The 25342-nt window shown below is 53.2% G+C and carries 21 protein-coding genes; 15 read left to right on the top strand and 6 right to left on the bottom strand.

Annotation, left to right across the window (positions count from 1 at the left end; genetic code table 11):
* The first annotated feature begins 81 nt into the window (after nucleotides 1-81).
* The 10 genes from IPJ96_05815 to IPJ96_05770 all read left to right on the top strand — a co-directional run bounded on the left by IPJ96_05815 (nucleotide 82) and on the right by IPJ96_05770 (nucleotide 11466).
* Complete coding sequence (locus IPJ96_05815; protein ID MBK7909866.1) at nucleotides 82-855, top strand: type I restriction enzyme HsdR N-terminal domain-containing protein; 774 nt, start codon at nucleotides 82-84, stop codon at nucleotides 853-855.
* Between the two features lie 54 nt (nucleotides 856-909).
* Nucleotides 910-1542 (top strand): potassium channel family protein, encoded by a 633-nt coding sequence (locus IPJ96_05810; protein MBK7909865.1) that lies wholly within the window; start codon nucleotides 910-912, stop codon nucleotides 1540-1542.
* Between the two features lie 136 nt (nucleotides 1543-1678).
* Nucleotides 1679-2539 carry an ABC transporter permease gene (locus IPJ96_05805; GenBank protein MBK7909864.1) on the top strand — a complete coding sequence of 287 codons (861 nt, stop codon included), beginning with the start codon at nucleotides 1679-1681 and terminating at the stop codon, nucleotides 2537-2539.
* Entirely contained in the window at nucleotides 2536-3288 is a 753-nt protein-coding gene (locus IPJ96_05800; protein MBK7909863.1) for an ATP-binding cassette domain-containing protein, read from the top strand. The genes IPJ96_05805 and IPJ96_05800 overlap by 4 nt, the downstream gene beginning before the upstream one ends.
* Nucleotides 3289-3373: 85 nt before the next feature.
* Nucleotides 3374-5395 carry a thioredoxin family protein gene (locus IPJ96_05795; protein ID MBK7909862.1) on the top strand — a complete coding sequence of 674 codons (2022 nt, stop codon included), beginning with the start codon at nucleotides 3374-3376 and terminating at the stop codon, nucleotides 5393-5395.
* 82 nt (nucleotides 5396-5477) lie between these two features.
* Complete coding sequence (locus IPJ96_05790) at nucleotides 5478-6932, top strand: oligosaccharide flippase family protein (protein MBK7909861.1); 1455 nt, start codon at nucleotides 5478-5480, stop codon at nucleotides 6930-6932.
* A 147-nt stretch (nucleotides 6933-7079) separates the two neighbouring features.
* Complete coding sequence (locus IPJ96_05785; protein ID MBK7909860.1) at nucleotides 7080-8195, top strand: hypothetical protein; 1116 nt, start codon at nucleotides 7080-7082, stop codon at nucleotides 8193-8195.
* A gap of 18 nt (nucleotides 8196-8213) precedes the next feature.
* Nucleotides 8214-9167: a hypothetical protein gene (locus tag IPJ96_05780; protein ID MBK7909859.1), complete on the top strand. Its 954-nt coding sequence runs from the start codon at nucleotides 8214-8216 to the stop codon at nucleotides 9165-9167.
* Nucleotides 9168-9179: 12 nt separating this feature from the next.
* Nucleotides 9180-10649 carry an O-antigen ligase family protein gene (locus tag IPJ96_05775; protein ID MBK7909858.1) on the top strand — a complete coding sequence of 490 codons (1470 nt, stop codon included), beginning with the start codon at nucleotides 9180-9182 and terminating at the stop codon, nucleotides 10647-10649.
* A 37-nt stretch (nucleotides 10650-10686) separates the two neighbouring features.
* Entirely contained in the window at nucleotides 10687-11466 is a 780-nt protein-coding gene (locus IPJ96_05770; protein ID MBK7909857.1) for a hypothetical protein, read from the top strand.
* Nucleotides 11467-11577: 111 nt separating this feature from the next.
* Here IPJ96_05770 and IPJ96_05765 read toward each other — a convergent pair whose 3' ends face one another.
* Both IPJ96_05765 and IPJ96_05760 read right to left on the bottom strand, forming a co-directional pair.
* A complete protein-coding gene (locus tag IPJ96_05765) occupies nucleotides 11578-12828 on the bottom strand; it encodes a PP2C family protein-serine/threonine phosphatase (protein ID MBK7909856.1) in 1251 nt (416 codons plus the stop codon).
* Between the two features lie 2 nt (nucleotides 12829-12830).
* Nucleotides 12831-13766, bottom strand: coding sequence for a UDP-3-O-(3-hydroxymyristoyl)glucosamine N-acyltransferase (locus IPJ96_05760; GenBank protein ID MBK7909855.1), 936 nt, complete (start codon nucleotides 13764-13766; stop codon nucleotides 12831-12833).
* A 106-nt stretch (nucleotides 13767-13872) separates the two neighbouring features.
* On the opposite strand from IPJ96_05760, the gene IPJ96_05755 reads away from it, so the two are divergent.
* From IPJ96_05755 to IPJ96_05735, 5 genes are all read left to right on the top strand, one after another.
* On the top strand, nucleotides 13873-15027 hold the full coding sequence (locus IPJ96_05755) for a glycosyltransferase family 4 protein (protein ID MBK7909854.1): 1155 nt from the start codon (nucleotides 13873-13875) through the stop codon (nucleotides 15025-15027).
* Complete coding sequence (locus IPJ96_05750; GenBank protein ID MBK7909853.1) at nucleotides 15020-15640, top strand: ribonuclease HII; 621 nt, start codon at nucleotides 15020-15022, stop codon at nucleotides 15638-15640. Before IPJ96_05755 ends, IPJ96_05750 begins: the two co-directional genes overlap by 8 nt.
* Nucleotides 15641-15704: 64 nt before the next feature.
* Nucleotides 15705-18368 (top strand): hypothetical protein, encoded by a 2664-nt coding sequence (locus tag IPJ96_05745; GenBank protein ID MBK7909852.1) that lies wholly within the window; start codon nucleotides 15705-15707, stop codon nucleotides 18366-18368.
* A gap of 19 nt (nucleotides 18369-18387) precedes the next feature.
* Complete coding sequence (locus tag IPJ96_05740) at nucleotides 18388-19983, top strand: hypothetical protein (GenBank protein ID MBK7909851.1); 1596 nt, start codon at nucleotides 18388-18390, stop codon at nucleotides 19981-19983.
* On the top strand, nucleotides 19980-22157 hold the full coding sequence (locus IPJ96_05735; GenBank protein MBK7909850.1) for an OmpA family protein: 2178 nt from the start codon (nucleotides 19980-19982) through the stop codon (nucleotides 22155-22157). The genes IPJ96_05740 and IPJ96_05735 overlap by 4 nt, the downstream gene beginning before the upstream one ends.
* A gap of 2 nt (nucleotides 22158-22159) precedes the next feature.
* On the opposite strand, the gene IPJ96_05730 is transcribed toward IPJ96_05735, so the two are convergent.
* Genes IPJ96_05730 through IPJ96_05715 form a run of 4 tightly spaced genes read right to left on the bottom strand, consistent with a single transcriptional unit; the run spans nucleotide 22160 to nucleotide 25334 of the window.
* Entirely contained in the window at nucleotides 22160-22927 is a 768-nt protein-coding gene (locus tag IPJ96_05730; GenBank protein MBK7909849.1) for an ABC transporter permease subunit, read from the bottom strand.
* Nucleotides 22924-23637, bottom strand: coding sequence for an ABC transporter ATP-binding protein (locus tag IPJ96_05725; GenBank protein ID MBK7909848.1), 714 nt, complete (start codon nucleotides 23635-23637; stop codon nucleotides 22924-22926). The genes IPJ96_05730 and IPJ96_05725 overlap by 4 nt, the downstream gene beginning before the upstream one ends.
* Nucleotides 23630-24871, bottom strand: a complete 1242-nt coding sequence (gene nosD / locus IPJ96_05720; GenBank protein ID MBK7909847.1) for a nitrous oxide reductase family maturation protein NosD — start codon at nucleotides 24869-24871, stop codon at nucleotides 23630-23632. Before nosD ends, IPJ96_05725 begins: the two co-directional genes overlap by 8 nt.
* A 7-nt stretch (nucleotides 24872-24878) precedes the next feature.
* On the bottom strand, nucleotides 24879-25334 hold the full coding sequence (locus IPJ96_05715) for a nitrous oxide reductase accessory protein NosL (GenBank protein ID MBK7909846.1): 456 nt from the start codon (nucleotides 25332-25334) through the stop codon (nucleotides 24879-24881).
* Nucleotides 25335-25342: the final 8 nt, after the last annotated feature.

The raw sequence follows: 25342 nt of genomic DNA, 5'->3' as shown, positions 1-25342 counted from the left end.
AAAATTTAATTTTCAATACATCAGTTATTTGTATAAATTTAAAGTCGCTATTAGTAATACCGTCCTTCAACAAGCGCTGACATGCTAACCAAATCTAAAAAAACTAAGTTACTCAATGAGCTTAAGAGCTATTATAAAAAATATCTCAAGAGCCAACCCGAAGAACTTGATGAATCCGGCACCCGAATTATGATAAACACCTTTTTAACAGATGTTTTGGGGTTTACGGCGATTGAGGAAGTTAAAACAGAATACATGATTAGAGGCACTTATGCTGATTATGTAATTCAAACTAAAGGCAATAGACACTTTTTAGTAGAAGTTAAATCTCTATCGATTAGCCTTTCCGATAAACATCTTAGACAGGCGATTAACTATGGCGCCAATGAAGGAATTGAATGGGCTTTACTCACAAACGGAAAGCAGTTTGACTTCTATAGAATTATTTTTGAAAAACCAATTGACAAACGACTTATTTTCTCATTTGACTTATGCGATCCCAAAAACTATAAAAAACTAGTTGACACAATTCAGTTTCTGCACAAAGAAGCTGTTATTAAGAAAGGGTTAGATAAGTTATGGCTTAAGACATCAGCCTTAGATCCGAAAAATGTTGCTGGACTTCTTTATACTAAACCAGTGATTAATTTTCTACGAAGAACATTGAATAAAAGATCAAAAAGCAAGTTTTCTGAAATTGAAATTGAGGAGTCAATCGACAGAATTGTATTCGACCGAATAGACCTGAATGATGTAAAACAGTTTAAACTTCGAAGAGTAAAAGTAAAAAGCAAGAGCCCATCGAAAACACCTCCGACTTCAATTGTAGTAACACAAACCAATAGCAGCAATTGATTTTATCACATGGGTGGACAAGGACCAAAAAACGAATCAATTGACTCACTAAATATTATTGTCCTTATCTTATCGATCTATGTTCTCGGCACATTATTATTCAGTACATTTTTCCCAATTTCAATAGAATTATCTCGTTTATTAAATTACATAGATAATTCAATTTGTTTATTTTTTATTTTTGAATTTTTTTATCGTCTTTATCATGCTAACAATAAATTAGATTATTTAAAGTGGGAGTGGGTCGATTTAATCTCAAGTATACCAACCCTTGATATCCTACGACCCGGCCGGGCACTTAGACTAATTAGACTTCTAAGAATTCTAAGGGCATTCAGATCGACTAGACATATCGCTAAGCATATTTTTAGAAATAAAGCTCAAGGTGCATTCACATCTGTGGCACTCATCGCACTTTTGATGGTTATTTTTTCGGCTATTGCAATATTGCAGCTTGAGGATGATCCAAATTCAAATATAAAAACAGCAGAAGATGCAATTTGGTGGTCTTATGTAACGATAACGACTGTTGGATATGGAGATAAATTTCCGATTACTACCGAGGGCAGAATAATTGCAGCTGCACTAATGACCGTTGGCGTGGGTCTATTTGGCACCTTTACAGGATTTGTAGCTTCTTGGTTTGTAAAGTCCAACAATTCTTCAACGAGCACAGGCGATAATTAACCCTTTACAAAACGCATCCATGAGAACGAAAATTATTTCATTCAGTTAAGATCAGAATGCTATATAAATCAAACATAATGCTTTTACTGTCTCCAATTAAATAGCATATTAATTTCCTAGTATCCTGAACTAATTCATGTTCTACACCACCGCCCTCGTACTCGGTCTCGCATTCGGCGCCATGGCGCTGGGGGTGTTTCTGAGCATGCGGATCTTTTCGATACCCGACATCACGACCGACGGCAGTTTTACGCTGGGCGGAGCGGTGACGGCGATCGGACTGGTGAATGGCTGGTCGGCGGTTGCGCTCTTACCGGTCGCGCTGGTGGCGGGCGGACTCGCAGGCGCCGCGACAGGATGGATCCACACGCGTTTGAAAGTACACGCGCTGCTGGCCGGCATCCTGGTGATGACGGGCCTCTACTCCATCAACCTCGCGATCCTGGGTCGTCCGAACGTGCCGCTGCTGGGCACCGATAGTTTATCCCTGCTCTTCCCTTCCATCGGCCATGAAAGCCTGCGGCAACTTTGGGTCCTGACGATCGTCGTCGCCGCTTTATGGTTCGGCTTGCGCTGGCTGCTGCGCACCGATTTCGGTTTATCGATGCGCGCGACGGGTAACAACGAAACCATGATCCGCGCGCTGGGGGTGAATACGGATGGACGCAAGATACTCGGGCTCGCCTTCGCGAACGCATTGACAGCGCTCAGCGGTTATCTGATCGTGCAGGTACAGGGATTTGCCGACATCAACATGGGCATCGGGATCGTGATCCTGGGCCTGGGTGCCGTGATGATCGGAGAAAGTTTACTGCGCGGCGGCATCCGGAGCAGGATCGGCTGGCAGTTGGCTTCGGTGATCGCGGGCAGCCTGGTCTTCCGACTGCTGCTGGCGTTCGCGCTCAGCATGGGCATTGACGCGCTTTGGCTGAAGCTTGTGGTCGCAGTGTTCGTGCTGATCGTCATTGCACTTCCCAAACTCAAAACCGCCCGATGATCCGGCTTGAGCATATTCGCTGCAGTTTCCCGTCCGGACAGGGCGAACGAACACTCGCGCTCGACGGCATTGAGTTGATCGTACCTGAAGCGCAGTTCGTAACGGTCATCGGGACGAACGGCTCCGGCAAGTCCACCCTGCTCAATTGCATTGCCGGAACTGTACAGCCGGAAAGCGGCCGGGTACTCTTCGACGGCACCGATGTTACCGACCTGGCCGATCATCAACGCTCGCGTTGGGTCGCGCGTATTTTCCAGAATCCATTAGCCGGCACCGCACCGGAGCTCAGCTTATTGGAGAACTTTCGACTCGCGGCACTGCGCACACAGCCCAAGGGTTTCCGCATCGGAACCGATCAGGCGTTCCGGAAAAAAGTCGAGCAAGCGGTCGAAGAGATCGGACTGGGGTTGGAACGCAAGTTGGATCAACCCATGGGAACGTTTTCGGGCGGGCAGCGGCAAGCCCTGACGCTGGTCATGGCCGTAATGGACCGATCGAGTATTCTCCTGCTCGACGAACCCACGGCGGCCCTGGATCCCAGAACGGCGAGTCTGGTCATGCGGCTGGCCGACCAACTGATCCGGAAACACCGTTTGACGGCCCTGATGGTGACCCACAACCTGAAGGACGCACTGCACTATGGAGACCGGCTGCTGCACCTGGCGGAAGGCCGAATCGCGCATGATTTGACCGGAAAAGAGCAGGAAAGCCTGAGCACAGCCACGCTTTTGGACTGGTTCGAAGCCTGAAATTTTACTATTTTCGCCTTTCACGTACACGATTCCTTCACGGGGCACGTTGTACATTTTGCTCCCCTTGCCGGGACAATCAACTATGAGAAGACTCTACCTCCTGCTTTCCCTGCTGGCATTTTGCGCAACTGCGAACGCGCAAATCCTGAAACCGGCGAAATGGAAATTCACTGTCGAGCCGGGTAAATCGGGCGAACAGACGCTGGTCTTTTCCGCCAAACTGGACGAGCACTGGCATATGTACAGTCTTTACACGCCGGATGGCGGACCGCTGCCGATGGTCATTACCTACGAGCAGAGCAATTGCTTCAAGACGATCGGCAAAGCGGTGGAGTACAAACCGGTGGAAGAATACGACTCCGTGTTCATGGTGAAGGTCCTGATCTTCCATCACACGGCGGAGATCCGGCAGAAGGTGAAAGTGACCGGCGATTGCGTCATCAAAGGACGTATTGAATACCAGGTTTGCAAAGAGAGCTGCATCTTCCAGGAAGACGAATTTGAATTCAAGGTTAGCGCGAAAACGGAGGAAGGAAAAGCCAATACCGAAACCGAAACGCAGGCAAGTGTTCCGGTTACACCGACCGACACACCTGCCGTCCAGGCAATGGATACGGCAGCCGGCACCATCACCGCACCAGCGTCGACCGACAGCAAACTGGAATCAGGATGCGGCGCAGGCGAAACCCCGCCGGCGGGCGGAGCCTCCACGCCCTGGACCATCTTCATCGCGGGCATGCTGGGCGGCCTGCTTGCGCTGCTGACACCCTGTGTGTTTCCCATGATCCCGATGACGGTGAGTTTTTTTACCAAGCGCAGCGGCAACCGGGCGAAGGGTGTCCGCAACGCGCTGATCTACGCGATCTCGATCATCCTGATCTATGTCACGCTCGGGCTGCTGGTGACCGTCACCTTCGGATCCGACGCGTTAAACGCGTTGGCCAGTAACGCTTTTTTCAACCTGGCGTTCTTCATCATCTTCATCGTCTTTGCCATCTCCTTTTTCGGCGCGTTCGAGATCACGCTGCCGAGCTGGATCATCAACAAAGCCGATTCCGCCAGTGATCGCGGCGGGCTGATCGGCATCTTCTTCATGGCATTCACGCTCTCGCTCGTCTCGTTCAGTTGTACCGGCCCAATCATCGGCACCTTGCTGGTGGAAGCCGCGCACGGCCGCAGTTATCTCGGCCCACTCATGGGCATGACGGGATTTTCGTTCGCGCTTGCGGTCCCTTTCGCCTTGTTCGCCTTGTTTCCGAGCTGGCTGAATTCCTTGCCGAAATCCGGCGGCTGGCTGAACACTGTGAAAGTGTCGCTTGGCTTCATCGAATTGGCGCTCGCGTTGAAGTTTCTCTCCAACGTCGACCTGGCCTATCACTGGGGCCTGCTCAAGCGCGAGCTGTTCATCGTGTTGTGGATCGTGATCTTCGGCATGCTGGGTCTCTACCTGCTCGGAAAGATCCGCCTCTCCCACGACAGCGACCAGCAGCACGTCGGCATCGGTCGCCTCCTGTTCGCGCTCTTGTCCCTGAGCTTCGCCTTATACCTCGTACCCGGCATCTGGGGAGCGCCCTTGAAGCTGATCAGCGGATTTCCGCCGCCCGATTTCTATAAAGAATGGAAAACCGGGAAGGAAGGCGATTGTCCGCACGACATTCTTTGCTTCAAGGATTATGAAGAAGGCATGCGCTACGCGAAGGAGCACAACAAACCGGTCATGATCGACTTCACCGGCTGGAGTTGTGTCAACTGCCGGAAGATGGAAGACAACGTCTGGAGTGATCCGAAAGTGCTCAAGAAACTGGGTGAAGATTATGTCCTGATCTCGCTCTACGTTGACGACAAGACGCCCTTGCCGACCGAACAGCAATCGGTCTCCCCGACCACCGGGCGAAAGATCCGCACCACCGGAAACAAGTGGAGCGACCTGCAGGCTTCGGTCTACAACACCAACAGTCAGCCTTATTATGTCCTCCTCGACCACCAGGGAAAAATCCTGGCAGAACCGCGGGGTTACACACCCGACATATCCGCTTACCTCTCTTTCCTGGAGGAAGGCTTGTGCCGTTACCAGCAGCGGAAATCGACGCTGGCGGCGAACTGAATACCGGTCATCGATTTTTCCCGCTTGCAGTACGGTAGGCTGACCCGCCGGGATGCCGTACCTTCGCAACCGTTTTTAGTGTATGCAACGTAAGTTCGTCACCAACCTCGCCCTGGTCCTGGCCCTGAACCTGCTCATCAAGCCGTTCTGGATCCTGGGCATCGACCGCGCAGTCCAGAACGCGGTGGGGACGGAACAATACGGTTTCTATTATGCCATTTTCAATTTCTCGTTCCTGCTGAACATCCTGCTGGACCTGGGCATTACGAATTTCAACAACAAGAATATCGCCCAGAACAACCACCTGTTGTCGAAGCATTTTTCGAGTATCGTGATGTTACGGGTATTGCTCGCAGGCGTTTTCACGCTGGCGACGATGGTGGGCGGTTTCATCATCGGCTATACGGCCGACATGTTGAAGCTGCTGCTGGCAGTACTGGTCAACCAGATCCTGATCTCGATGATCATGTACCTGCGATCGAATCTCGCGGGCTTGCACCTCTTCAAGACCGACAGCATCATATCGGTACTCGACCGCCTGATCATGATCGTGATCTGCGGCTTCTTATTGATGACCCACCGCGACCCGGGTACCTTCGAGTTGCGCTGGTTCGTGTACGCGCAAACCGCGGCCTACATCATCACGTTCCTGATCACCTTCATGATCGTGATCGACAAGGCGAAGGTGCGACGATTCCACTGGCGCTGGCCGTTCTTCGTGATGATCCTGAAGAAGAGTTATCCCTACGCCGTGCTGGTGCTGCTCATGACCTTCTACAACCGCATCGACGGGGTCATGCTCGAACGCATGCTGCCCTTCCGGGAAGGCGCGGTGGAAGCGGGCATTTACGCCTCCGCGTACCGGCTGCTTGATGCCGCCAATATGATCGCATTCCTATTCGCAGGTTTGCTGCTGCCCATCTTCGCCCGCATGATCAAACTGCGCCAGCATGTGGAAGGCATGGTACGGCTATCGTTTTCGCTGCTGGTCGTGCCGGCCCTCGTAGTGGCTATCTGTTGTTGGTTTTACAGCCAGGAACTGATGGAACTGCTCTACCGTGGTGAGCACATCGACGAATCGGCCGCGGTGTTTCGCATCCTCATGTGTTGTTTTGTTCCGATTTCTTCCACCTACATTTTCGGAACCCTGCTAACCGCGAATGGCAGCCTGCGCCAGTTGAACCTGATGGCTACCACCGGGATGCTGATCAACATCCTGCTGAATCTCTACCTGATCCCACGGATGGAAGCCCGGGGAGCCGCGATATCGAGTATCACGACCCAGCTGCTCACGGCGATTGCTCAGATCCTGATGGTGCAGTACATTTTCCGCTTCAAGATCAACTATACCCTGCTCGTCGGCCTGGGAGCATTCGCCGCTTCGTGCATCGCCTGGTGTTGGTTCATCCGGGGGAACGAATTGAACTGGATGTTGCAATTCGGGCTGGCCGGCGCAGGCTGTTTCGCCCTGGCCCTCGTCACCCGGCTCATCAGCCCAAAGAACATTTACCGGATCATCCGGTACGACGAAGGCTGAGCCTGGGTGCCGTCCTGGGGACGGAAGCGAATGGAGCTTCCGCATAACATTCATTTTCAGCTTCTTTTGCGGCCCTTGTGGCTTTCTTTGTATGGTATCCTTTCCTACCTTTGAAGCCCTTCGTTCCCAAAATTTTAGCGCTAAACCATGTTTCAGAAAGCCAGGGAAACCACCTTCCTGGAATCCACCAGTTTGTTGATGACCGTACTGCGGTGGCGGAAGCCATTATTGGCGGTGACATTGATTTCCGCCCTGGCGGCCGGAATTTTTTCAGGTCCCTCCTTTATTACACCCAAGTATAAGTCGACCGTTATCTTTTTCCCTCCGGCTACGAATTCGATCAGTAAGGCGTTGTTGGACGAACACTCATCCGACAAGCAGGACATCCTGGCCTTCGGGGAAGAAGAGCAGGCCGAACAGATGCTGCAGATCCTGAACTCGGACGAGATCCGGGAAGCGATCATCCGGAAGTACAACCTGATGCAGCATTACGGCATTTCCCCGGATGAGGCTTATCCTTTGACACGCCTCAGCGAGGAGTTTCACGACAACATTTCGTTTTCCCGAACAGAATTCATGTCGGTCCGCATCGACGTGTTGGATAAGGACCCCGCGATGGCCGCTTCGATCGCTAACGATATCGCGGCCTTGTTGGATTCCATGAAATCGAAGATCCAGCGTTCCCGGGCTTCCGAAGCGCTCCTCATCGTGGAACATACGTACCAAGAGAAACTGCAGGCATCCGCTGTTAAAGAGGACTCGCTGACTCGCTTGCGGGAAATGGGCGTCATGGATTATCGCAACCAGTCGGTTATCTGGAACGAGGAATACGCCAAGTCGTACGCTTCGCTGAGTAACGATAAGGCCGCCCTGGGTGTGCTGCTGCAATACAAACCGGACAATGACACCAGCGTGATCAATACCCGGGCTCGCATCCGGGGCGCTGAATCCCGACTGAAAGACCTCCAGGGAAAACTGGACCTGCTGGCCCGCTATGGCGGCGCTTCGGTATCCCTGACCGAGCAACTGACCCTCGACCGCGAGGAGCTCGCGAAAATGAAAGAACAGGTCGACAAACTCCGACTTGACGCCAACCAGCAACTTTCGCATAAGTTCCTTGTGAACAAAGCCGTTCAGGCTGAAAAGAAATCCTACCCTGTCCGCTGGATGATCGTCCTGATGGCCGGACTGGGCGGATTCCTGATCGCCCTGCTGGTATTACTGGGTACGGAACGCTACCGCGAAATCCGCTACCGCATCTGATGCAACCGAACAATCGATATGAATAATTCCTTCTTCAATTCGCTGGAACTGTTCCGGCTGTTGAACCAATGGCGGAAACACCTGATCATCGTAGGTCTGATCAGCCTGGTCGCCTCGGCGATCTTCTCATCCCCGACTTTCATTCCACCGCGGTTCAAGTCCTACGCGATCGTCTACCCGTCGAACCTGATCGCCTACTCGACCGAAAGCGCCACGGAACAGATGCTTCAGATCGCGCAGTCGTCGGAGATCCGTGACCGTGTGATCAACACGTTCGACCTCTACAAGCATTACGATATCGACACCGCGAAGAACGATCACTTTCGCACGGATGTCATCAAGCAGTATGAAGAGAACGTAACCATCAAGCAGACGGAATACGAATCCATGGAGATCACGGTGTTCGACACCGATCCCATGATCGCCTCCCGCATGGTCGATTCGATCATCCACTACTTCGACGTCAAGGCCCGTGAAATGCAGGCGGAGAAGTCGGCGGAAGTGCTTGTGATCGCGAAGGAACAGCTCGACAAGAAACAGGCGGAGATCGATTCCCTTGAAGCACGGGTGAAGGAATTCCGGATGAATTACAACCTGCTCGACTACAAGGCCCAATCGGTGGAAGCCTACCGCGGCTACTTCCGCAACCTCGCTTCCGGCAATTCGCGCGGCGCTTCGGAAGCCAAAGCCATCATCGAATCACTCAAAGACAAGGGTGGAGAGTTCTACGCCATGAACGAGAACCTCTGGCGCTACCGCGGAACGTTCAACGACCTGAAAGTTGAGTACGACAACGCCTACCGGGATGTCTTCAAAAAGCTCACCTATGCCAACGTCGTGACCAGTCCGCAGCCGGCCGATAAAAAGTCCTATCCGATCCGCTGGCTGATCGTCCTGATTTCCGTCAGCGCTTCCACCTTTGTCGCGTTCCTCGTGTTGCTCATCTGGAATCCGAAAAAGTCGAACTCCTGATTCTGAACCCGCTTGCTCGCCAGGACCCACATCGCCCGCTTTTACGGGATCTCGCTCGCCTTCGTAGCATGCTGTATCTGGATGCTGACCAAGGAACTCTACTGGGTTGCCGCGATCCCCGCGTTGCTCTTGGTCCTCTATTTCGCGGTCTATTCGATCGATAAGATCCTCTGGATCGTCGTATTCAGCACACCCCTGGCCATTGTCCTGAACGACAAATCGACCGGACCGGCGCTGAGCATGCCGACCGAACCTTTATTGTTCGGCATACTGCTCCTCTTTACATTCAAATTCATCTTCGAAGGCGGCTTCGACCGTCGAATCCTCTACCATCCGGTGACCGTCTCCATCGGGTTCCTGCTTCTTTGGAAATTCATCACCTCGCTGACGAGCTCCATGCCGGGTGTATCGTTCAAGCATCTGGTTTCCCAATTGTGGTTCATCGTTCCGATGTACCTGCTGGGCACCCAGTTATTCCGTGACAAGAAGAATATCAAACGGTTTATCTGGCTCTATACGATTCCATTATTGATCGTTGTCGGCTACACCATCGTACGCCACGCGCAAAACGGCTGGACGCAACAGGCGGCGCATTGGGTCATGATCCCGTTTTACAATGACCATACCGCCTACGCTGCCGCGCTGGCCATGTTCATTCCTCCGCTGATCGCCTTCACGCGCATGCAGGAAGAATCATTTTCATTGCGAACACTGGCATTCCTGGTCACCACTGCGCTGGCTGTAGCCCTGATCCTGTCCTATACGCGCGCAGCCTGGTTGAGCCTGGTCGCAGCGCTTGGACTCTTCCTGGTGTATTATTTCCGCATCCGCTTTTGGACGGTCTTCACCGGACTGACCGTCGTGCTGGCGCTTTTCTTCTCCTTTCAAAAGGACATATTCATGAAATTGGAAAAGAACCGCCAGGATTCCGCGACCGATTTCAACAAGCACCTGCAGTCGATCTCGAACATTTCTACAGACGCCTCCAACCTGGAACGCATCAACCGTTGGAACAGCGCCCTGCGCATGTTCGAGGAGCGGCCCTTCTGGGGATGGGGCCCCGGCACTTACCAGTTCAACTATGCGCCTTTCCAGAAGTCGGATGAGATGACGATCATTTCGACCAACGCGGGCAACCGGGGTAACGCGCACAGCGAATACATCGGGCCGCTGGCTGAATCGGGGGTCTTCGGACTCGTGACCGTCGCCGCGTTACTGATCGCGCTGATCTATACCGCCAGCATCAGCATCAGCCGATCACACGACCCTGTCTATCGAACCTTGCTATTGGGCGTTTTTCTCGGGCTCGTCACCTATTTCGTACACGGTGCGCTGAATAATTTTCTGGACACGGATAAGCTCTCCGTACCTGTCTGGGCCTTCATGGCGATGGTCGTGTCCATGGACGTCTATCACACACCCAAAGAAACCAAGCCGCTCAACGGCAAATCCTCGTTGTTAGGAAAAGACCTGTTGCACTAAGCAAGCGGTTGCGTATCACATTATAAAAACTAACCATATGCAACAATCCATCAAAAAATGGACATTGAGACTGATGGCAACAGGCCTGTTCATAGCAGGTCTTTTATTGAACATCGTTTTACATCCTATATTAACATACGCCAATAGAACGACTCATGACAACTTTACAATTTATCATAGCACCAAACTTGACCCGTCATTCCTTTCACATCTTGACAATGCCAGCGACCTACTTAAAACAAGTGAATTCTACAACGAGAAACTCAGGATTAACATTTGCCTGAATGACGGTTCAAAATACGCTGACCTCATGAAAGCTATTCGTGGACAAGCATTTGCCTGGGGCTTTTATGACAAAGTGGTTTTACAAGGATCAATGAACTGCAAAGAAAAACATGTTGTACTCAACGGTTACAAATGGAACTTGACGCAATTGTTAGCACACGAAATGACACATTGTTTACAGTTTGACAAATTAGGATTATGGAAATCAAACCCGGTTGCAAATATCCCGAATTGGAAATGGGAGGGCTATGCCGAATACGTTTCACGCCAGGACGCCGACCAAAAGGATCTCTCAAAAAATCTTGCACGACTATTTACAACCAATAAAAGTAATTGGGAAGTTGTACTTGCGGACAGCACTATTTCACCGAGAGAATATTATGAGAGCTGGGCCTTGGTGCAATATTGTATGGACATCAAAATGATGACCTACGAACAAATTCTTGTCGACACAACTAATGAACAAATTGTCAGGCAAGAGATGATGGATTGGTACGAGAAAAACGCAAGCGAACGCACAAGATCGCATTGACTATGGTGGCGGGGCATTTTTAAAATCAACACTTGAATTTCTGTTGATCACTTTTGCAAATTTTGAGCACACGTATTCTAAGTGCCCTACCATCGCCAAAACGAAAACCGATCATTTGAACCAGCACGTCAGCAGGGTGATGTCGTCGGTGTACGGCTTCTGCTGCTTGAACGAGGATAAATGATTGATCAGGTCGAGGTGCAGCGCCTTGATATCGGTACGGCGGATCCGCTCCATCAGGAAGGTTTTCAAGCGGTCGGTACTGAATTCTTCTCCAGCCGGATTTTCCACATCAGTCACACCGTCCGTATAAAGATGCAGGAAGGCGTTTTCAGGTATGAAGACCTTTCCGGTATGCACGAAGGGCAATTGCTCGAACATCCCCAGCGCGGTACTGCCTTCGGTCAGCAACAGTACGACCTTTTCGTGCAATAAGAGCGGCGGATTATGGCCGGCATTGACGTATTGCAGTTCGCGTGTTCTGCAATTGTAACGGCCAATGAAAAACGTAATGAACTTCTCCCCTTTCGCGTTCCGGAACACTTTTTCATTCAGCACATTGACCAACTCGACCAGGCTTGGAATGATGGGAACGTGCGCATGGAGGTTAGCCTGGAAATTGGAGCAGAGCAATGCGGCCGGAATACCTTTGCCGGATACGTCCGCCATGCAGAAGATAAACTCCTCCTCGTTGATGGGCAGGAAATCGTAGTAGTCGCCGCCAACTTCCTGATGCGGGAGATACGTCGCGCAAAGCTGGTAGCGGTTGTTGTCCGGCAAGGCGATCGGGAACAACATGCTTTGCATCTGCGCAGCAAGGTCGAGGTCGCGCCGCATGGCAGCCTGCCGTATCTTCTCACCGGCGATGTGGTGATTCTCGATGGCGACCACGATCAGGTTCGTGATGGTCTGGATGAACGGGATCAGTTCATTCCTGCGGGGAATGACGCTGTTCTCCAACCCGCCGACCAGCGCGTAGGCCAGGATCTGATCCTTATGAAAGACCGGAATGATCGTCTCGAAGGTATTGACCCAACGGTCGCGCTCCGTTTCCAGGTTTCGCAGCCGGTTGAGATCGTTCAGAATGCCCGCGACATCGATATCGCCGAACGTCTTGTCCGTACCGTAGAGCAAGGCGCATTGCCAATCCTGTTCCTTGATGAAGAGTGCCAGCTTTTCCACCTTCAACTGGCTGCTGAGGACGTGCTCGTATACATCGAGCAATTGCTTGGTTGTAAAGTCGTAGTTGATCGCTTTGGTGATCTGCAACAACCAGTGTAACTGCAGCTTCTTGGCATGCAATTCCGAGGAGATCGTCTCGGGGCTTTCCTTCTGCAGACTTGGTTTGCGGACTTCTTCCATGCTCAGCGATTCTTCAGTCGTTCCAGCAATTCGGGCAATTGCTTGATCAGTGCGAGTTCCCGCATCTTGTCACGGGCTTCCTGGGTCGGGCTCCCGAAATAGGTCTTCCCGCCTTCCAGCGACTTCGGTACGCCGGACTTGCCAAGTACGACCGCGCCTTTCCCGATGGTCAGGTCCTTTTGTACGCCGACCTGACCCCAAAGGATCACGTCGTCTTCGATCGTCACCACGCCGGCGATTCCCACCTGTGCCGCGAAGAGACAGTTGCGTCCGATCACGGTATCGTGACCCACGTGTACCATGTTGTCCATCTTGGTGCCGGCACCGATGACGGTGTCGCCGGAAACACCCTTGTCGATCGTACAGTTCGCCCCGATCTCGACCCGGTCGTGAATGATAACGCGGCCGCAGGAGTACATCTTGTCGTAACCTTCCGGCCGGCGCTTGAAATAAAACGCGTCGGCACCAATAACGGTATTGGAATGGATGATCACCTCGTCTCCTATTTCGGTATGATCGTAGATGCTCACGTTGGCGTGAATGACACAGTTATTTCCGATCCGCACGTGGTGACCGATAAAAGCGCCCGGTTGGATAACCGTTCCCGTCCCGATGACGGCCGTAGGGCTGATCGCTGCCGTACTGGGCTCGAAGGTCCTGAAGTGTCGTACGATCCGGATGTAGGCGGAAAACGGGTCTTCCGCGAACAGCAGCGCCTTCCCTTCAGGCGCATCAACTTCCTTGTTGATGATGACAAAAGTAGCAGCCGACTGCAGCGCCTTATCGTAATACTTGGGATGATCGACAAAGGTGATGTCGCCAGCCTCCACTTTGTGGATCTCGTTGATGCCCGACACCTGCCGGGACCCGTCGCCGATGACCCGGGTTCCCGTCAGTTCAGCCAGTGCTTTCAGGGCGATGGGTTGAGGAAACTTCATTGATAACAAAAATAGCGGATTCCGGCTGGGGACGGGCGGTGGTTACATTCCCGTTTTCAACATCAGGGTTTCCGCGCTCCTGCCCGAGTGCGTATCTTCGCCGACCATGAGAATCGCGGTCAACGCCCGGATGTTGCAAAAGGGGAAACTGGAAGGCATCGGGTATTTCTGCCTGGAAACCTTCCGGCGCATCACACGCGACCATCCCGAACATGAGTTCCTGTTCATCTTTGATCGTCCTTTCGATCCGGAGTTCGTCTTTGCACCCAACGTAACCCCGATCGTTGCAGGTCCTGCGGCCCGCCATCCTATCCTCTGGTATCTGTGGTATGAATGGTCCCTGCCCCGGGTTTTTAGAAAGTGGAAGCCGGATCTGTTCGTCTCCTCCGACGGCTACCTGTCACTTCGCAGCCAGGTTCCGACTCTTTCGGTAATTCATGATATCAACTTCGAACACTACCCCGGCGATTTGCCCTTTTTCAATCGGGCCTACTATCGACATTTCTTCCCCCGCTACGCCAAAGCAGCCGCCCGCATCGCCACGGTATCCTCCTTCTCGCGCGATGATATCAGTCGGCAATACGGTGTACCCACGGATAAGATCGACGTGGTGTACAATGGGGTAAATGACGGTTTTGTACCCTTACCGGATGCGGAAAACCGGAAAACACGGGAACAGCTGACCGGTGGGAAACCGTATTTCCTGTTCATCGGTTCCATTCATCAACGCAAGAATATCGTCAACCTGCTCAACGCCTACGAACAGTTCCGCACAAGTGGCGGACCGGATGTCTGTTTGGTATTCGCCGGCACGAAACGGTGGTGGACACCGGAAATGGAAACAAGCCTGCAAAGCATGCGGTACCGGCAGGATGTTCGCTTCACCGGTCGTGTAGCGGAGGCTGATCTCTTCCGGATCACCGCGGCGGCTGAGGCTTTGACGTATGTATCCACCTTCGAAGGATTCGGCATTCCGCTGCTTGAAGCGATGCGTTGCGGAGTACCCGTGCTCACCGCGAATGTGACTTCGATGCCCGAAGTCGCCGGCGACGCGGCCTTGCTGGTCGACCCGTTCTCCGTGGAGGATATCTCCAAAGGCATGCAACGCTTGAGTGTCGATGCTCAGCTCCGGCAAGAACTCTCGCAACGCGGATTGATTCGCAGTCGCGACTTCTCCTGGGATTTTACCGCAAGGGATCTTTGGAACAGCATCGGACGCACCCTGTCCGCTCTGGAAAACGATGCGAAGCGCCATGGCTAAGTTGAAGATCCGCTACCAGGAAGACTTGCTGGAAGCCGGCGTCGACGAAGCCGGTCGTGGCTGCCTGGCCGGTCCCGTTTTCGCCGCGGCCGTCATACTGCCGCCCACCTATCGTCACCCCTTACTGAACGACTCCAAACAAGTTTCGGAGAAGGACCGGTACCTGTTGCGGGACCATATCCAGGAGCACGCACTGGCATGGTCGGTAGCGGAGATCGGGCAGGCGGTAATCGACGATATCAACATTTTGCAAGCCACCTACCGGGCCATGCACCGGGCAATTGACGGACTTACGAAACGTCCGGAACTCCTGCTAATTGATGGCAACCGTTTTCTGTCATATCCCGGCGTACCCCACCAATGCATTATCGACGGCGACGCGTTGTACCGCTCCATAGCAGCGGCTTCGATTCTCGCGAAAACCTACCGGGACGACCTCATGCACCGGCTGCACGGCGAGTTTCCGATGTATGGCTGGGACCGCAACAAAGGATACGGGACCCGGGAACACCGTAATGCGATCCGGATCTTTGGCAACTCACCGTATCATCGCAAGAGCTTCCGCCTACTGCCGGAACAGGGCGAGCTTCCGTTTCAACAGGAAGGTGTCTAAAACCGCTTGGGCTTTTTCCCCGACATAGCGATGGGTTCGTCATCTTTGATCCGGGGATCAGCTTATGAGAAGGATTGTCACCGGAGCGGTCATCGCGCTGCTCGTCATCGTTTCCGCCGGGGTCGGATTTTACTACTACCAGCGCTATCGCGTCATTCTGTCCGATCCTTTCACCGCAATCCCGACCAATGCTGCGCTGATCATCGAATGTCAGTCGGGCAAGGCCGCAAATGCGGAGCTTCAATCGACACATTTTTGGGAAAACTGGGGTAGCGATCCCGACCTGATTCGGTTGCGGTCAGTCCTGAACTTCGCGGATTCGGTCAGCGGAACAAGAGCAGCCTACCAGAAGGCCTGGTCAACACAACCACTTTATCTTTCCCTACACCTGACCGGCAGTACGGGAGCGGGTTGGCTAGCCGCGCTGAACATACCGCTTGGATTTTCCTATAAGGAAGTCGCCGGGCAAGTCTGCGATTACTTTGCCGGTCTCGAATTCGAGGAGCGTGAATACGAAGACGTGATCATTTACGAGAGCGGTCATTCGCCGGCACAGGTTTGTTTCGCCATTTCCAAAGGGATCTTTATCATCAGCGAAAGCCCGGTTTTGATTGAAGATGCGATTCGGCAATCAAGAAACGGCACACCCCTTCGGAAGGTGCGCATATTCAACCAGGTTGCAGGAGCGATCAACCGGTCGACCATCCGCCTATATGTCAACAGCATTGGAACACGGGATCTGCTCAGCAGCAACTGGAACGCGGATCAGAACAATGTGCTCGAACTTGCCAGTCGTCTTGGCCGTTGGAGCGGACTTCAACTCAGGATCCTGAAAGAAGAGATCCGGTTCGAAGGCGTTTGTGGCAGCACCGATCCCTCCGACTGGATCACCGCGTTTCAGAACAGTCGACCCCAGCGTTTCGGCATGGCAGCCGTATTGCCGGACCGTACGGCTTTTCTGCTGTGGATCGGCAGCGATCAGTGGCAAGGGATCCGGAGCCGCTTCAGGCAAGACCTGAACATCTATCCGGCCGCCCGACTGATGGAATCGGAACGCGCTGCCATGACAGACGCCTTTCAACGCGACCTTGCTACCGAGTTTGACGACATGACCGGCTCAGAAGCCGGGTTGGCCATCACGGAACCTGCTGGAAGCGATTTCACCAACAACCTGCTCCTGCTTTTACGCAGCACACGACCGTCGGAAGCCGAGCGAACACTGGAGCAATGGAGTAAGATCCCGAACAGCGGCATCCGAAAAGAGCATTACCGGGGTACGACCATCCTCACTTTCCCTGACCACCGTTGGGCAATGCTGACGTTGGGCAATGTCAGCGCTTCCTGGACACAAAGCGCCATCACCTTCGTGCATGGTTATTTCGTTTGCGCGGCGCAGGCCGCAAGCCTTAAGACACTGCTGGATGACCTGGCCAACGGCAAGCGTTTGGATGCCAAGACCGGCTTTAGCCAGCACCTCCGCCGTCTCGGGAATGATCAACACCTGTTCGTTTACGCTTCTGCCAGCCGTAGTCAAACCCTGTTGTCCGCCTTCCTGAACAAGTACAGCAAGCCGATACCCACTGCACATCTGCAGGATGTATTCCTGACTGCACGGCTGCGCAGCGATCGACTGTTCCAACTGCAAGCCGCGATGACAACCGGTGGAACACCGGAACGGGAACCAGCTGTGGTCTGGAGTACCCAATTGGACACTACGCTGCACGCAGGCCCATTCCTGCTACCCGGCGATGAAAATGAAAAGTTCTACGTTGCCGCGCAAGACAAACTCGGCGGACTCTATCTGTTCAGTGAATCAGGCAAGTTACTGTGGAAAGTACTGGTGAATGATACACTGCTTGGAACACTCCACACGGTGGACTACTATCGGCAGGGAAGCTGGCAGTTATTATTCAACACAACATCCCGACTGTTCATCCTGGACCGCGAGGGCAAGAGCGTGGCGAATTACCCGATCCGGCTCCCCGCTTCAGCGACGGGCGGTTTGTGCCTGATCAATCGACCGGGCCATACCGATGCGGGTATCCTGATCCCGTGCAGCAATGGGAGTGTCTATCATTATCGTCTGAACGGCACACCTGATCCGGACTGGAATTCGGATCGTCCGTCAGGAATTTTCCCACAACCCCTCCAGGCCCTTATCGGTTCCTCCCACAACACGCTGATCGCACTATCGGATGACGGGAAATTCAGGCAGTTCGACCTGCGCGGGAAGGCGACGACAATCATTAGCGGACGGCCACCAGGAAAATTCCAGCTATGGCCTATGTCACCCACGACTGAAGCGATCGTGCAACGTACTGCCGACGGTCGTCTCGAACTCTTCGATTTTTCCGGGAAACTACTGCCGGCACCGGATTCATCCTACGTGACCGACTTCTGTCTGTTGACCGACAGCCTGAGCAGCCCATTGTTGATCATCCGGAACGACAGTCTTTTCGGCTACGCCGGCGACGGTTCAAGGTTGTACAGCGGCGTCTCACCAGCCTCCGGCCTTTCTTGCAGTTCAGGACCTGATTCAGCCCTTTTCGCACTCTATTCCCATGCTGCAAAGAAAACCTGGATTTATCGCAGCTCCGGTCTTGTATCGGGCGGCTATCCGGTGAATGGAATTCCGGGCAAAGAAGTGAACGGATTTCAGCTGTTCCATGATGATAAAATGGTACTGACAGACGGAGAAGCGCTGCTCTATCTCTATACCTTGGAATAGCGACTCCGACACCACTACCATGAAAAAGATTGTTGCCGCGTTTATTCTCTTTTCATTCACCATCTCCGCCTGTATCAAGAAGGATGATTTCAATTTTGATGACCCTTCCTATTCGATCTGGCAACCTGAAATCGCGCTGCCCCTGGTAAATTCCGTGTTGACCATGGACGATCTTCTGGGAAGAGCCGATTCCGGCACTTTGGAGATCGACTCGGCTACGGATCGCGTCATCCTGATCTACGATGGTAACGTGTATTCCGTCAACGGGGAGGATTTTCTACCCTTACTGGACCAACAGGACCTTGGTGAATTCCGGCTGAACACCCCGGACAGCGCGCAACTGCTCAATTCCGGAACCCTTGTTCAACAAGTGTCGCGAGATTTTTCCTTCTCGGTTGCCAACGGCGAAGAACTGGACAGCGTCGTACTGAAATACGGAATGCTCAACGTGTCACTGACCAATACGGTACCCCATGGCGGCACATTTTCCGTCAGGATACCAGCCGCCAGGAAGAACGGCTTGGTGTTCGACCAGGAAGTCGCGTTCACACCTGCCAATGGCTCATCCACCACGGCAAACGGCAGCTTCGATCTCAGCGGCTATTCAATCGACTTCACGGCAGGTTCCTCGGCGAATCGTCTTGACATTGTGTATGAAGCCGACTGGACCAACAGCGGACTCAACCAGGCCTGCACCGATCGACCACTCTCCTTTTCGATCGATTATGACCAGTTGAGGTTATCCGCTGCCTATGGCGATTTCCGGCAACGCAGCCTGAGCATTTCGGTCGACTCAAGCGAGTTGACTATTTTCCAGAACACCCTGGGTGGTACCATTCACTTCGACGAACCGAAATTCGTATTCAACATCCGAAACAGTTTCGGCATGCCGGTCAGGGCCGTGTTGCAGAACCTTGTTTCCATTCCGAGAACGGGGCCGACAATCCCTGTTACCGGCGCAATTCCCAATCCGTTGCCAGTAGGCGTCCCCGGCGCTCCGGGCCTTGTCGCCGCGACCTCGTTCACCTTGGATAAGAACAACAGCAACGTTCAAACAGTGGTCAACGCGGAACCCGAATACGTCAGTTACGATGTCGACGCGACCACCAACGTACCCTCCGGCACCCGGAATTTCCTGCTCGACACCAGCAGATTCAGCGTCGACTTGCGCGTCGAACTCCCGTTGGTGGGTTACGCAAGCGGCTTGAGTGTGCAGGATACCGCCGACTTCGAACTGGAAAACGTCGAAGAGCTCCAATCGGCCATTTTCCGACTCTATACATCCAACGGATTCCCGGCCCAGTCGTGGACACAAGTGTATTTCACCGACTCCCTCTACCAACCGCTTGACTCGCTTCTGTTCGATCCGCAAGACGGACTGGTGCCAGCTGCACTGACAAACGCGCAGGGCATCGTGACCAGCCCGACGGTCAAAACCCACGACGAACCCTTTGACCGAAGTCGGCTCGAACGCATCTTCCAGGCGAAAAAACTCCTTATCCACGGCCTGATCGATACACGCAACGCTCCCTTACAAAGTGTGGAGATCCACTCCAACAATTCCTTGCTGATCAAAATCGGTGTTCGGGCCAGCCTTAAAATCGATTTTCAATGAGATCCTTGTTTCGATTGGTTTGGAGTATGGCCATGTCGTGCATGCTGACGTCGAACGTCTATGGGCAAAGCGACCTTACCCTGTACCACTTTTCCGCGATCGGGCAATCGAACGAAATCAATCCGGCCGAATTTCCCAGACAAAAGGTTTTTATTTCGTTACCCGTACTGAACATCCACACGCTGTTCATGCATAACGGGTTCACGTGGCGGGACCTTCACAGTGTTCGGAACGGTTCGGCCTATTGGGATTTCGATCAGGTAGTTGGAGGGATTCGAAAAAATCAACTCCTTTCCTTTGACCATCGGCTCGATTGGCTACGATTCGGATTCCGCGTCAACAAGAACTTCTTCAGCGCCAGTGTGAGCGAAGTCATTCATGCGGACTTTGCCTACCCACGGGAGTTCGTCAATCTGCTGTATTACGGCAATGCCGCTTACATTGGAGAAACCGTGAGTCTTAAGAAAATGGGCCTCCAGGCCAGTCACTATCGGGAATATGCCCTCGGCTACTCACGGGAAATTACCGATCGCTGGAACGCCGGAATCCGTTTGAAATACCTGTATGGGATGGAAAACATCCGGACAGAACCGGCCGACTTGTCCATTTATACTGACGCGACCGACTATTCCCTCGTCCTGAATACGGATTATGTGGTCAACACTTCGTTGCTGGCAAACGACGATCCCGGCTATGACCGGTTTGATACCACCGGTTCCGAGCGGCGTCGTCTCCTTCGGGATTATTTCTGGCGACAACAAAATCATGGTTTCGGATTCAACGCGGGCGTACAATTCAGAATGGACGATCAATGGCGATTCAACTTGTCGGTGGTTGACATAGGTTTTATCACTTGGAGTTCCAATGTCAGGAACTACAAGGCAACCCGTGGCACCTATTCCTTCTCCGGAATCGACCTGGATCGATTCATCAACGATAGCGATGCCACTTTTCAGGAGGTACTCGATTCGCTCGGGCAATCGTTCGAACCAGTAGAATCACGTAATGCCTATACATCACCCCTGGCCGGTCGGGTCATGCTATCCGCGGTCTATCAGCTGAATCCCGGTACACAGTTCAGCGCTTTGGTCCAAGGCAGACGGTTGTACCATCGGACACTTCCGTCCGCTACGCTTGGCATCCAACGGCAAATGACAAGGAATCTGTGGCTGACCGGCACGTATTCCATGCACAACAACCGATTCGACAATATCGGTGCCGGAATCGCGGTGAACGGAGGCGCCTTTCAATTCTATGCCCTCTGCGATAATCTGATCGGCACGATCGACCCGCTGGGGCATCATTTCACTCAGCTACAAGCAGGATTCAATCTGATCTGGGGCCGTCCCGGGAAAGACAAGGACACGGACCGCGACGGCATTGCCGATAAAGCCGACCGCTGCCCTGAACTGGCAGGGCTTCGCGCGTTCTCCGGATGTCCGGATCAGGACCTCGACAGCGTTCCCGACATTGATGACCGATGCCCTACGCTGGCCGGATCAGCCCGATTGAAAGGCTGTCCGGATTCCGACCATGACGGCATTGTGGACGTCGATGATGCCTGTCCGGAAGCCTATGGGCTCTATCGTTTGAAAGGATGTCCCGATTCGGACAATGACGGTATCCGTGACCAGGACGACACTTGTCCCGATCTGGCAGGCGTTGCGTTTTACAAAGGTTGTCCGGATACCGACGGGGATAGCATTCCCGATCCGGACGATCGGTGTCCGAAAATTCCCGGACCACTGGCAAACAGAGGATGCCCCGTCGAAGAAGCTCCACCAAAGCCCAAGAGTCCGGTGAAAGTGACGTTGGCCAAAGAAGAACAGGAAATCCTCAATACGGTTTTTTCGAATCTCGAATTTGAAACCGGCAAAGCGGTCATACGCGTGAGCAGTTTCCGCGCCCTGGATGAGTTGGTCGAACTGTTGCGCAAGCGACCGAATTACAAACTTACGATCGACGGTCACACCGATGCTACCGGGCCTGTGGCGCTGAATGACAAATTATCCAAGGATCGAGCCGAGTCGGTGAAACAATATCTGACCGTGAAGGGCATAGACCCTTTGCGCATTACCGCGACCGGCTATGGCAGCAGAAAGCCGATCGCCAGTAATAAAACAGTCGAGGGACGCCAACAGAACCGACGGGTGGAGTTTACAGTCTTCGAATGATCTCAGAGGTCCTTCCTCTTGAATGCACGCAAGGCGAAGCCCAGCGGCACTATCCACCACAAGATCAGCAAGCCGAACGACCAGGCTACCCCCAGCAAGGAGCCGAAGAATTTCTGATACAGGGCACCGGTATAACCCATCAAGGCCGAGGTGTCGAGCTTGAGTAATACGAGGATACGCGAAAGGTCCACCGGATTCAGCGCGGTCAGCGCAAGCACGGGTTTTTCCAACGGATAGTCCGAAAAATAAAAAAGTACCAGCAGGATCAACCCGTCGTAGAGGATGGAAAAGTAAAACCAAAGCATCAGGGCCAACCCGATCCCGCGTGCTTTATCGCGTGAGCGAACAGAAGCCAGGAATGCCAGGCCGGTAAAAATGAACGTCTCCAGCACCGCTACCGATAACAACAGGAACGATGGCAAACTGGGGTCCAGGAGCATGACAGGCAATCCCAAACCGAGTCCGAGTGCCCCGGCTAGCGAAATGGATAAGCCCGCGTAGTGCCCCAGGAAGATCGCGTTCCTCCTGATCGGCTGAGCGAGTAAGAGCTCAATGAACTCCCGCGAATTGTAGAAATGGATAGTCCCGAACACAATGCTGATCAATGGGACGACAAAAAGCACCAGGTGCAGCAGACTCACCACGGCCTGCGCGGAATCATCACTGAAAGAATAGATCGCGCCGCACAACAAGAGCATGAGCGCCGCGTACGCAACGACCATCTTGCTGCGCAGAACGTCGTAGATTACATACTTCATCACTTTCATCACGGTCGACCTCCTTCCATCAACAACGCGAGAGCTTTCCCAAGGCGTTGTTCGCCCGTTAGTTCCCGGATCTCTCTTACCGTATGGGAAAAGCGCAAGTTGCCATCAACAAGGAAAACGACACGGTCGGCGAGTTCTTCCACTTCACTCATGTTATGGGAGGTGATCAAGGTCAATGTCCCGCGCTCCCGCTCCGTCCTGAGTTTATCTTTCAGGATTTCAGAAGATACGGGATCCAAACCGGCCGTAGGTTCATCGAGCACGACCAGGTCCGGTCGGAAGAGAAATGCCAGGGCCGCACTGACCTTCTGGCGGGTACCGCCCGAGAGGTTCCCCATGCGTTTCTCCTGCAAAGCCTCGAGCCCGAATCGCAGATACAACTCCTCGTCGGATGAAGTGCTGACATTCCGAATATCCCGCATCATGCTGAACACCTGGCGGATCCGCATCTGCTCCGGATACCGCCCGATCTGGGGCATGTAGCCGATACGTTCCCGGTAACTCCAGGATCCCGCAACAAGTTGTTCACCCGCCACGCGGATGGAACCACTGTCCGGTAATACATGCCCGAGCAGACATTTGATCAAGGTCGTCTTCCCCGAGCCGTTGGGACCGATCAGGCAAACGATCTGACCGGCCTGGAGATCAAGGTTCAGGGACCGCAGTACCTGCAGGGAACCGAACGACTTTTTCAGCTCTCGGATTTCAATCATGGACAGTGGGGTGCAAGACCGGGTTGGCGTCGTTGAACGCGGCCGGCGTAATGGTCGGAACAATCTTTTCCGCCTGCTCGAAAATATCCAGCAGGAAGCTATGCAACAACATGAGCGCGTAGGGTGCCTGTTCGGCGATCCGGGAGAACAGGCTAACCGGATGATACGGTACATCTCCTACCCCGTTCTTGTCGAGATCATAACCGCGGTACTTGTCCCAGTAGTTACCATGGAAGTAGTTCATATTACGTTCTGCATTCGTGGCGACATCGAACGAGTTCGACTGAAAGGTATTCGCGCGAACCGTATCCTCGAAGCAATCTCCCAGTATACGCAATGCCCAACCGTTCCTGCTAAAGAAATTCCGTTCGGCGACCAGGTCGCTGGAGCCTTCCAGGTAAAGCCCGGTGGTGTTGCCATAAAACCGGTTGTCGAGGAGGCTGCTGTGGGAGATCTCCTTTAGCAACAAGCCGTACGCGGCACCGCCCCAATTGTCCGAGAAATCATTATGGCGCATATCGACGTGGTGGGAATACATGACAGCGACACCTGAACCGTTTTGCCGGAACGTATTGTAGAAGTAACCATCGTGGTCGGAAAACATGAAGTGGATTCCGTACCGCAGGTGATGGGTACTCAGGTTGCGGTACACTTTGCTGTCCGTCACAAATTCAAAGTAGATCCCGTCCCGATGGCGGTCGATGATATTATTGTCAATGAAAACATGGTGCGATTTCCAAACATGGATCCCGTTTCCGGAACCGGATTCCGTACGTGCCTGACCATAGATCCGGTTATTCCGAACTGTGCAGTAGGACGCGTTGGCCAGGTAGATCCCGAAGAACCCGTTCTCGATCGTATTGTTTTCAAGAGTGGCCGACACGGTGTTCTCTACCCGGATAGCCGAGAGCTCCTTCAGGTCACTTCGACCGACATTACGGAAATGAAGTCCGGAAACATGAATACCCGGAGCGCGTAACACCAACAAGCCTGTTTTCGATTCGCCATCCAGTATCGCTCCCGCTTGGCCGAGAATGGTCAACCGTTTGTTGACAACCACCTCCCCTTCCGCGTACCGGCCGGACCCGACCAGCAAGGTGTCACCTGCTATTGCACGAGCGACACCTGCTGCGATCGTCGGACAGGTGCCCCCCGGCACGACGCGAACAATCGCGCAGCGTCCCGGGAGAGCCCACGACAGCAGGACCGTCAGTATGATAAAACGTACCGGCACGAAACGTTTATCGCTTAGTGAAACGAAGATACACTTCCTTCCAATCCAGCATTTCGCCGTCGTAACGGCTATGAAAAGCCCGGAGACTGTCCTGTGAACGGAAAGCGCTCAGACCAGCACCCATCGGACTTGGCAGTTGCTGGCTGATCAGGTAGTAAGCCGAGCGGGCATCCACCAGATTCCCCGGAGCACTGCGATCAGTCACAAGCAGGTGCCGCGCCTGGTCAGCCGGAAACGGTTGTCCGGGCAGGAACTGGAGCAGGCATTCGCCCGAGTCGAATCGATATATTTTCCCCTTGGGCGAAACGATCTCGGCGCCGTAGCCACGATCTTCGATCTGCATACGGCAATTATCGCAAACGTCCTTCCCATAATTGATGGGGACGGGATCATAGGAACATCCGGAGAGGGCTATGGACAGCCACAACAGGATGGAAAATGAACGTAAATAATACCGGCGCATGGGGAGGG

The sequence above is a fragment of the Bacteroidota bacterium genome, assembly GCA_016713765.1.
GTDB classification, from domain to species: domain Bacteria; phylum Bacteroidota; class Bacteroidia; order AKYH767-A; family 2013-40CM-41-45; genus Pollutiaquabacter; species Pollutiaquabacter aromativorans.
Note: the sequence above shows the minus strand (reverse complement) of the source record. Positions and strands in the feature narration are given on the sequence as shown.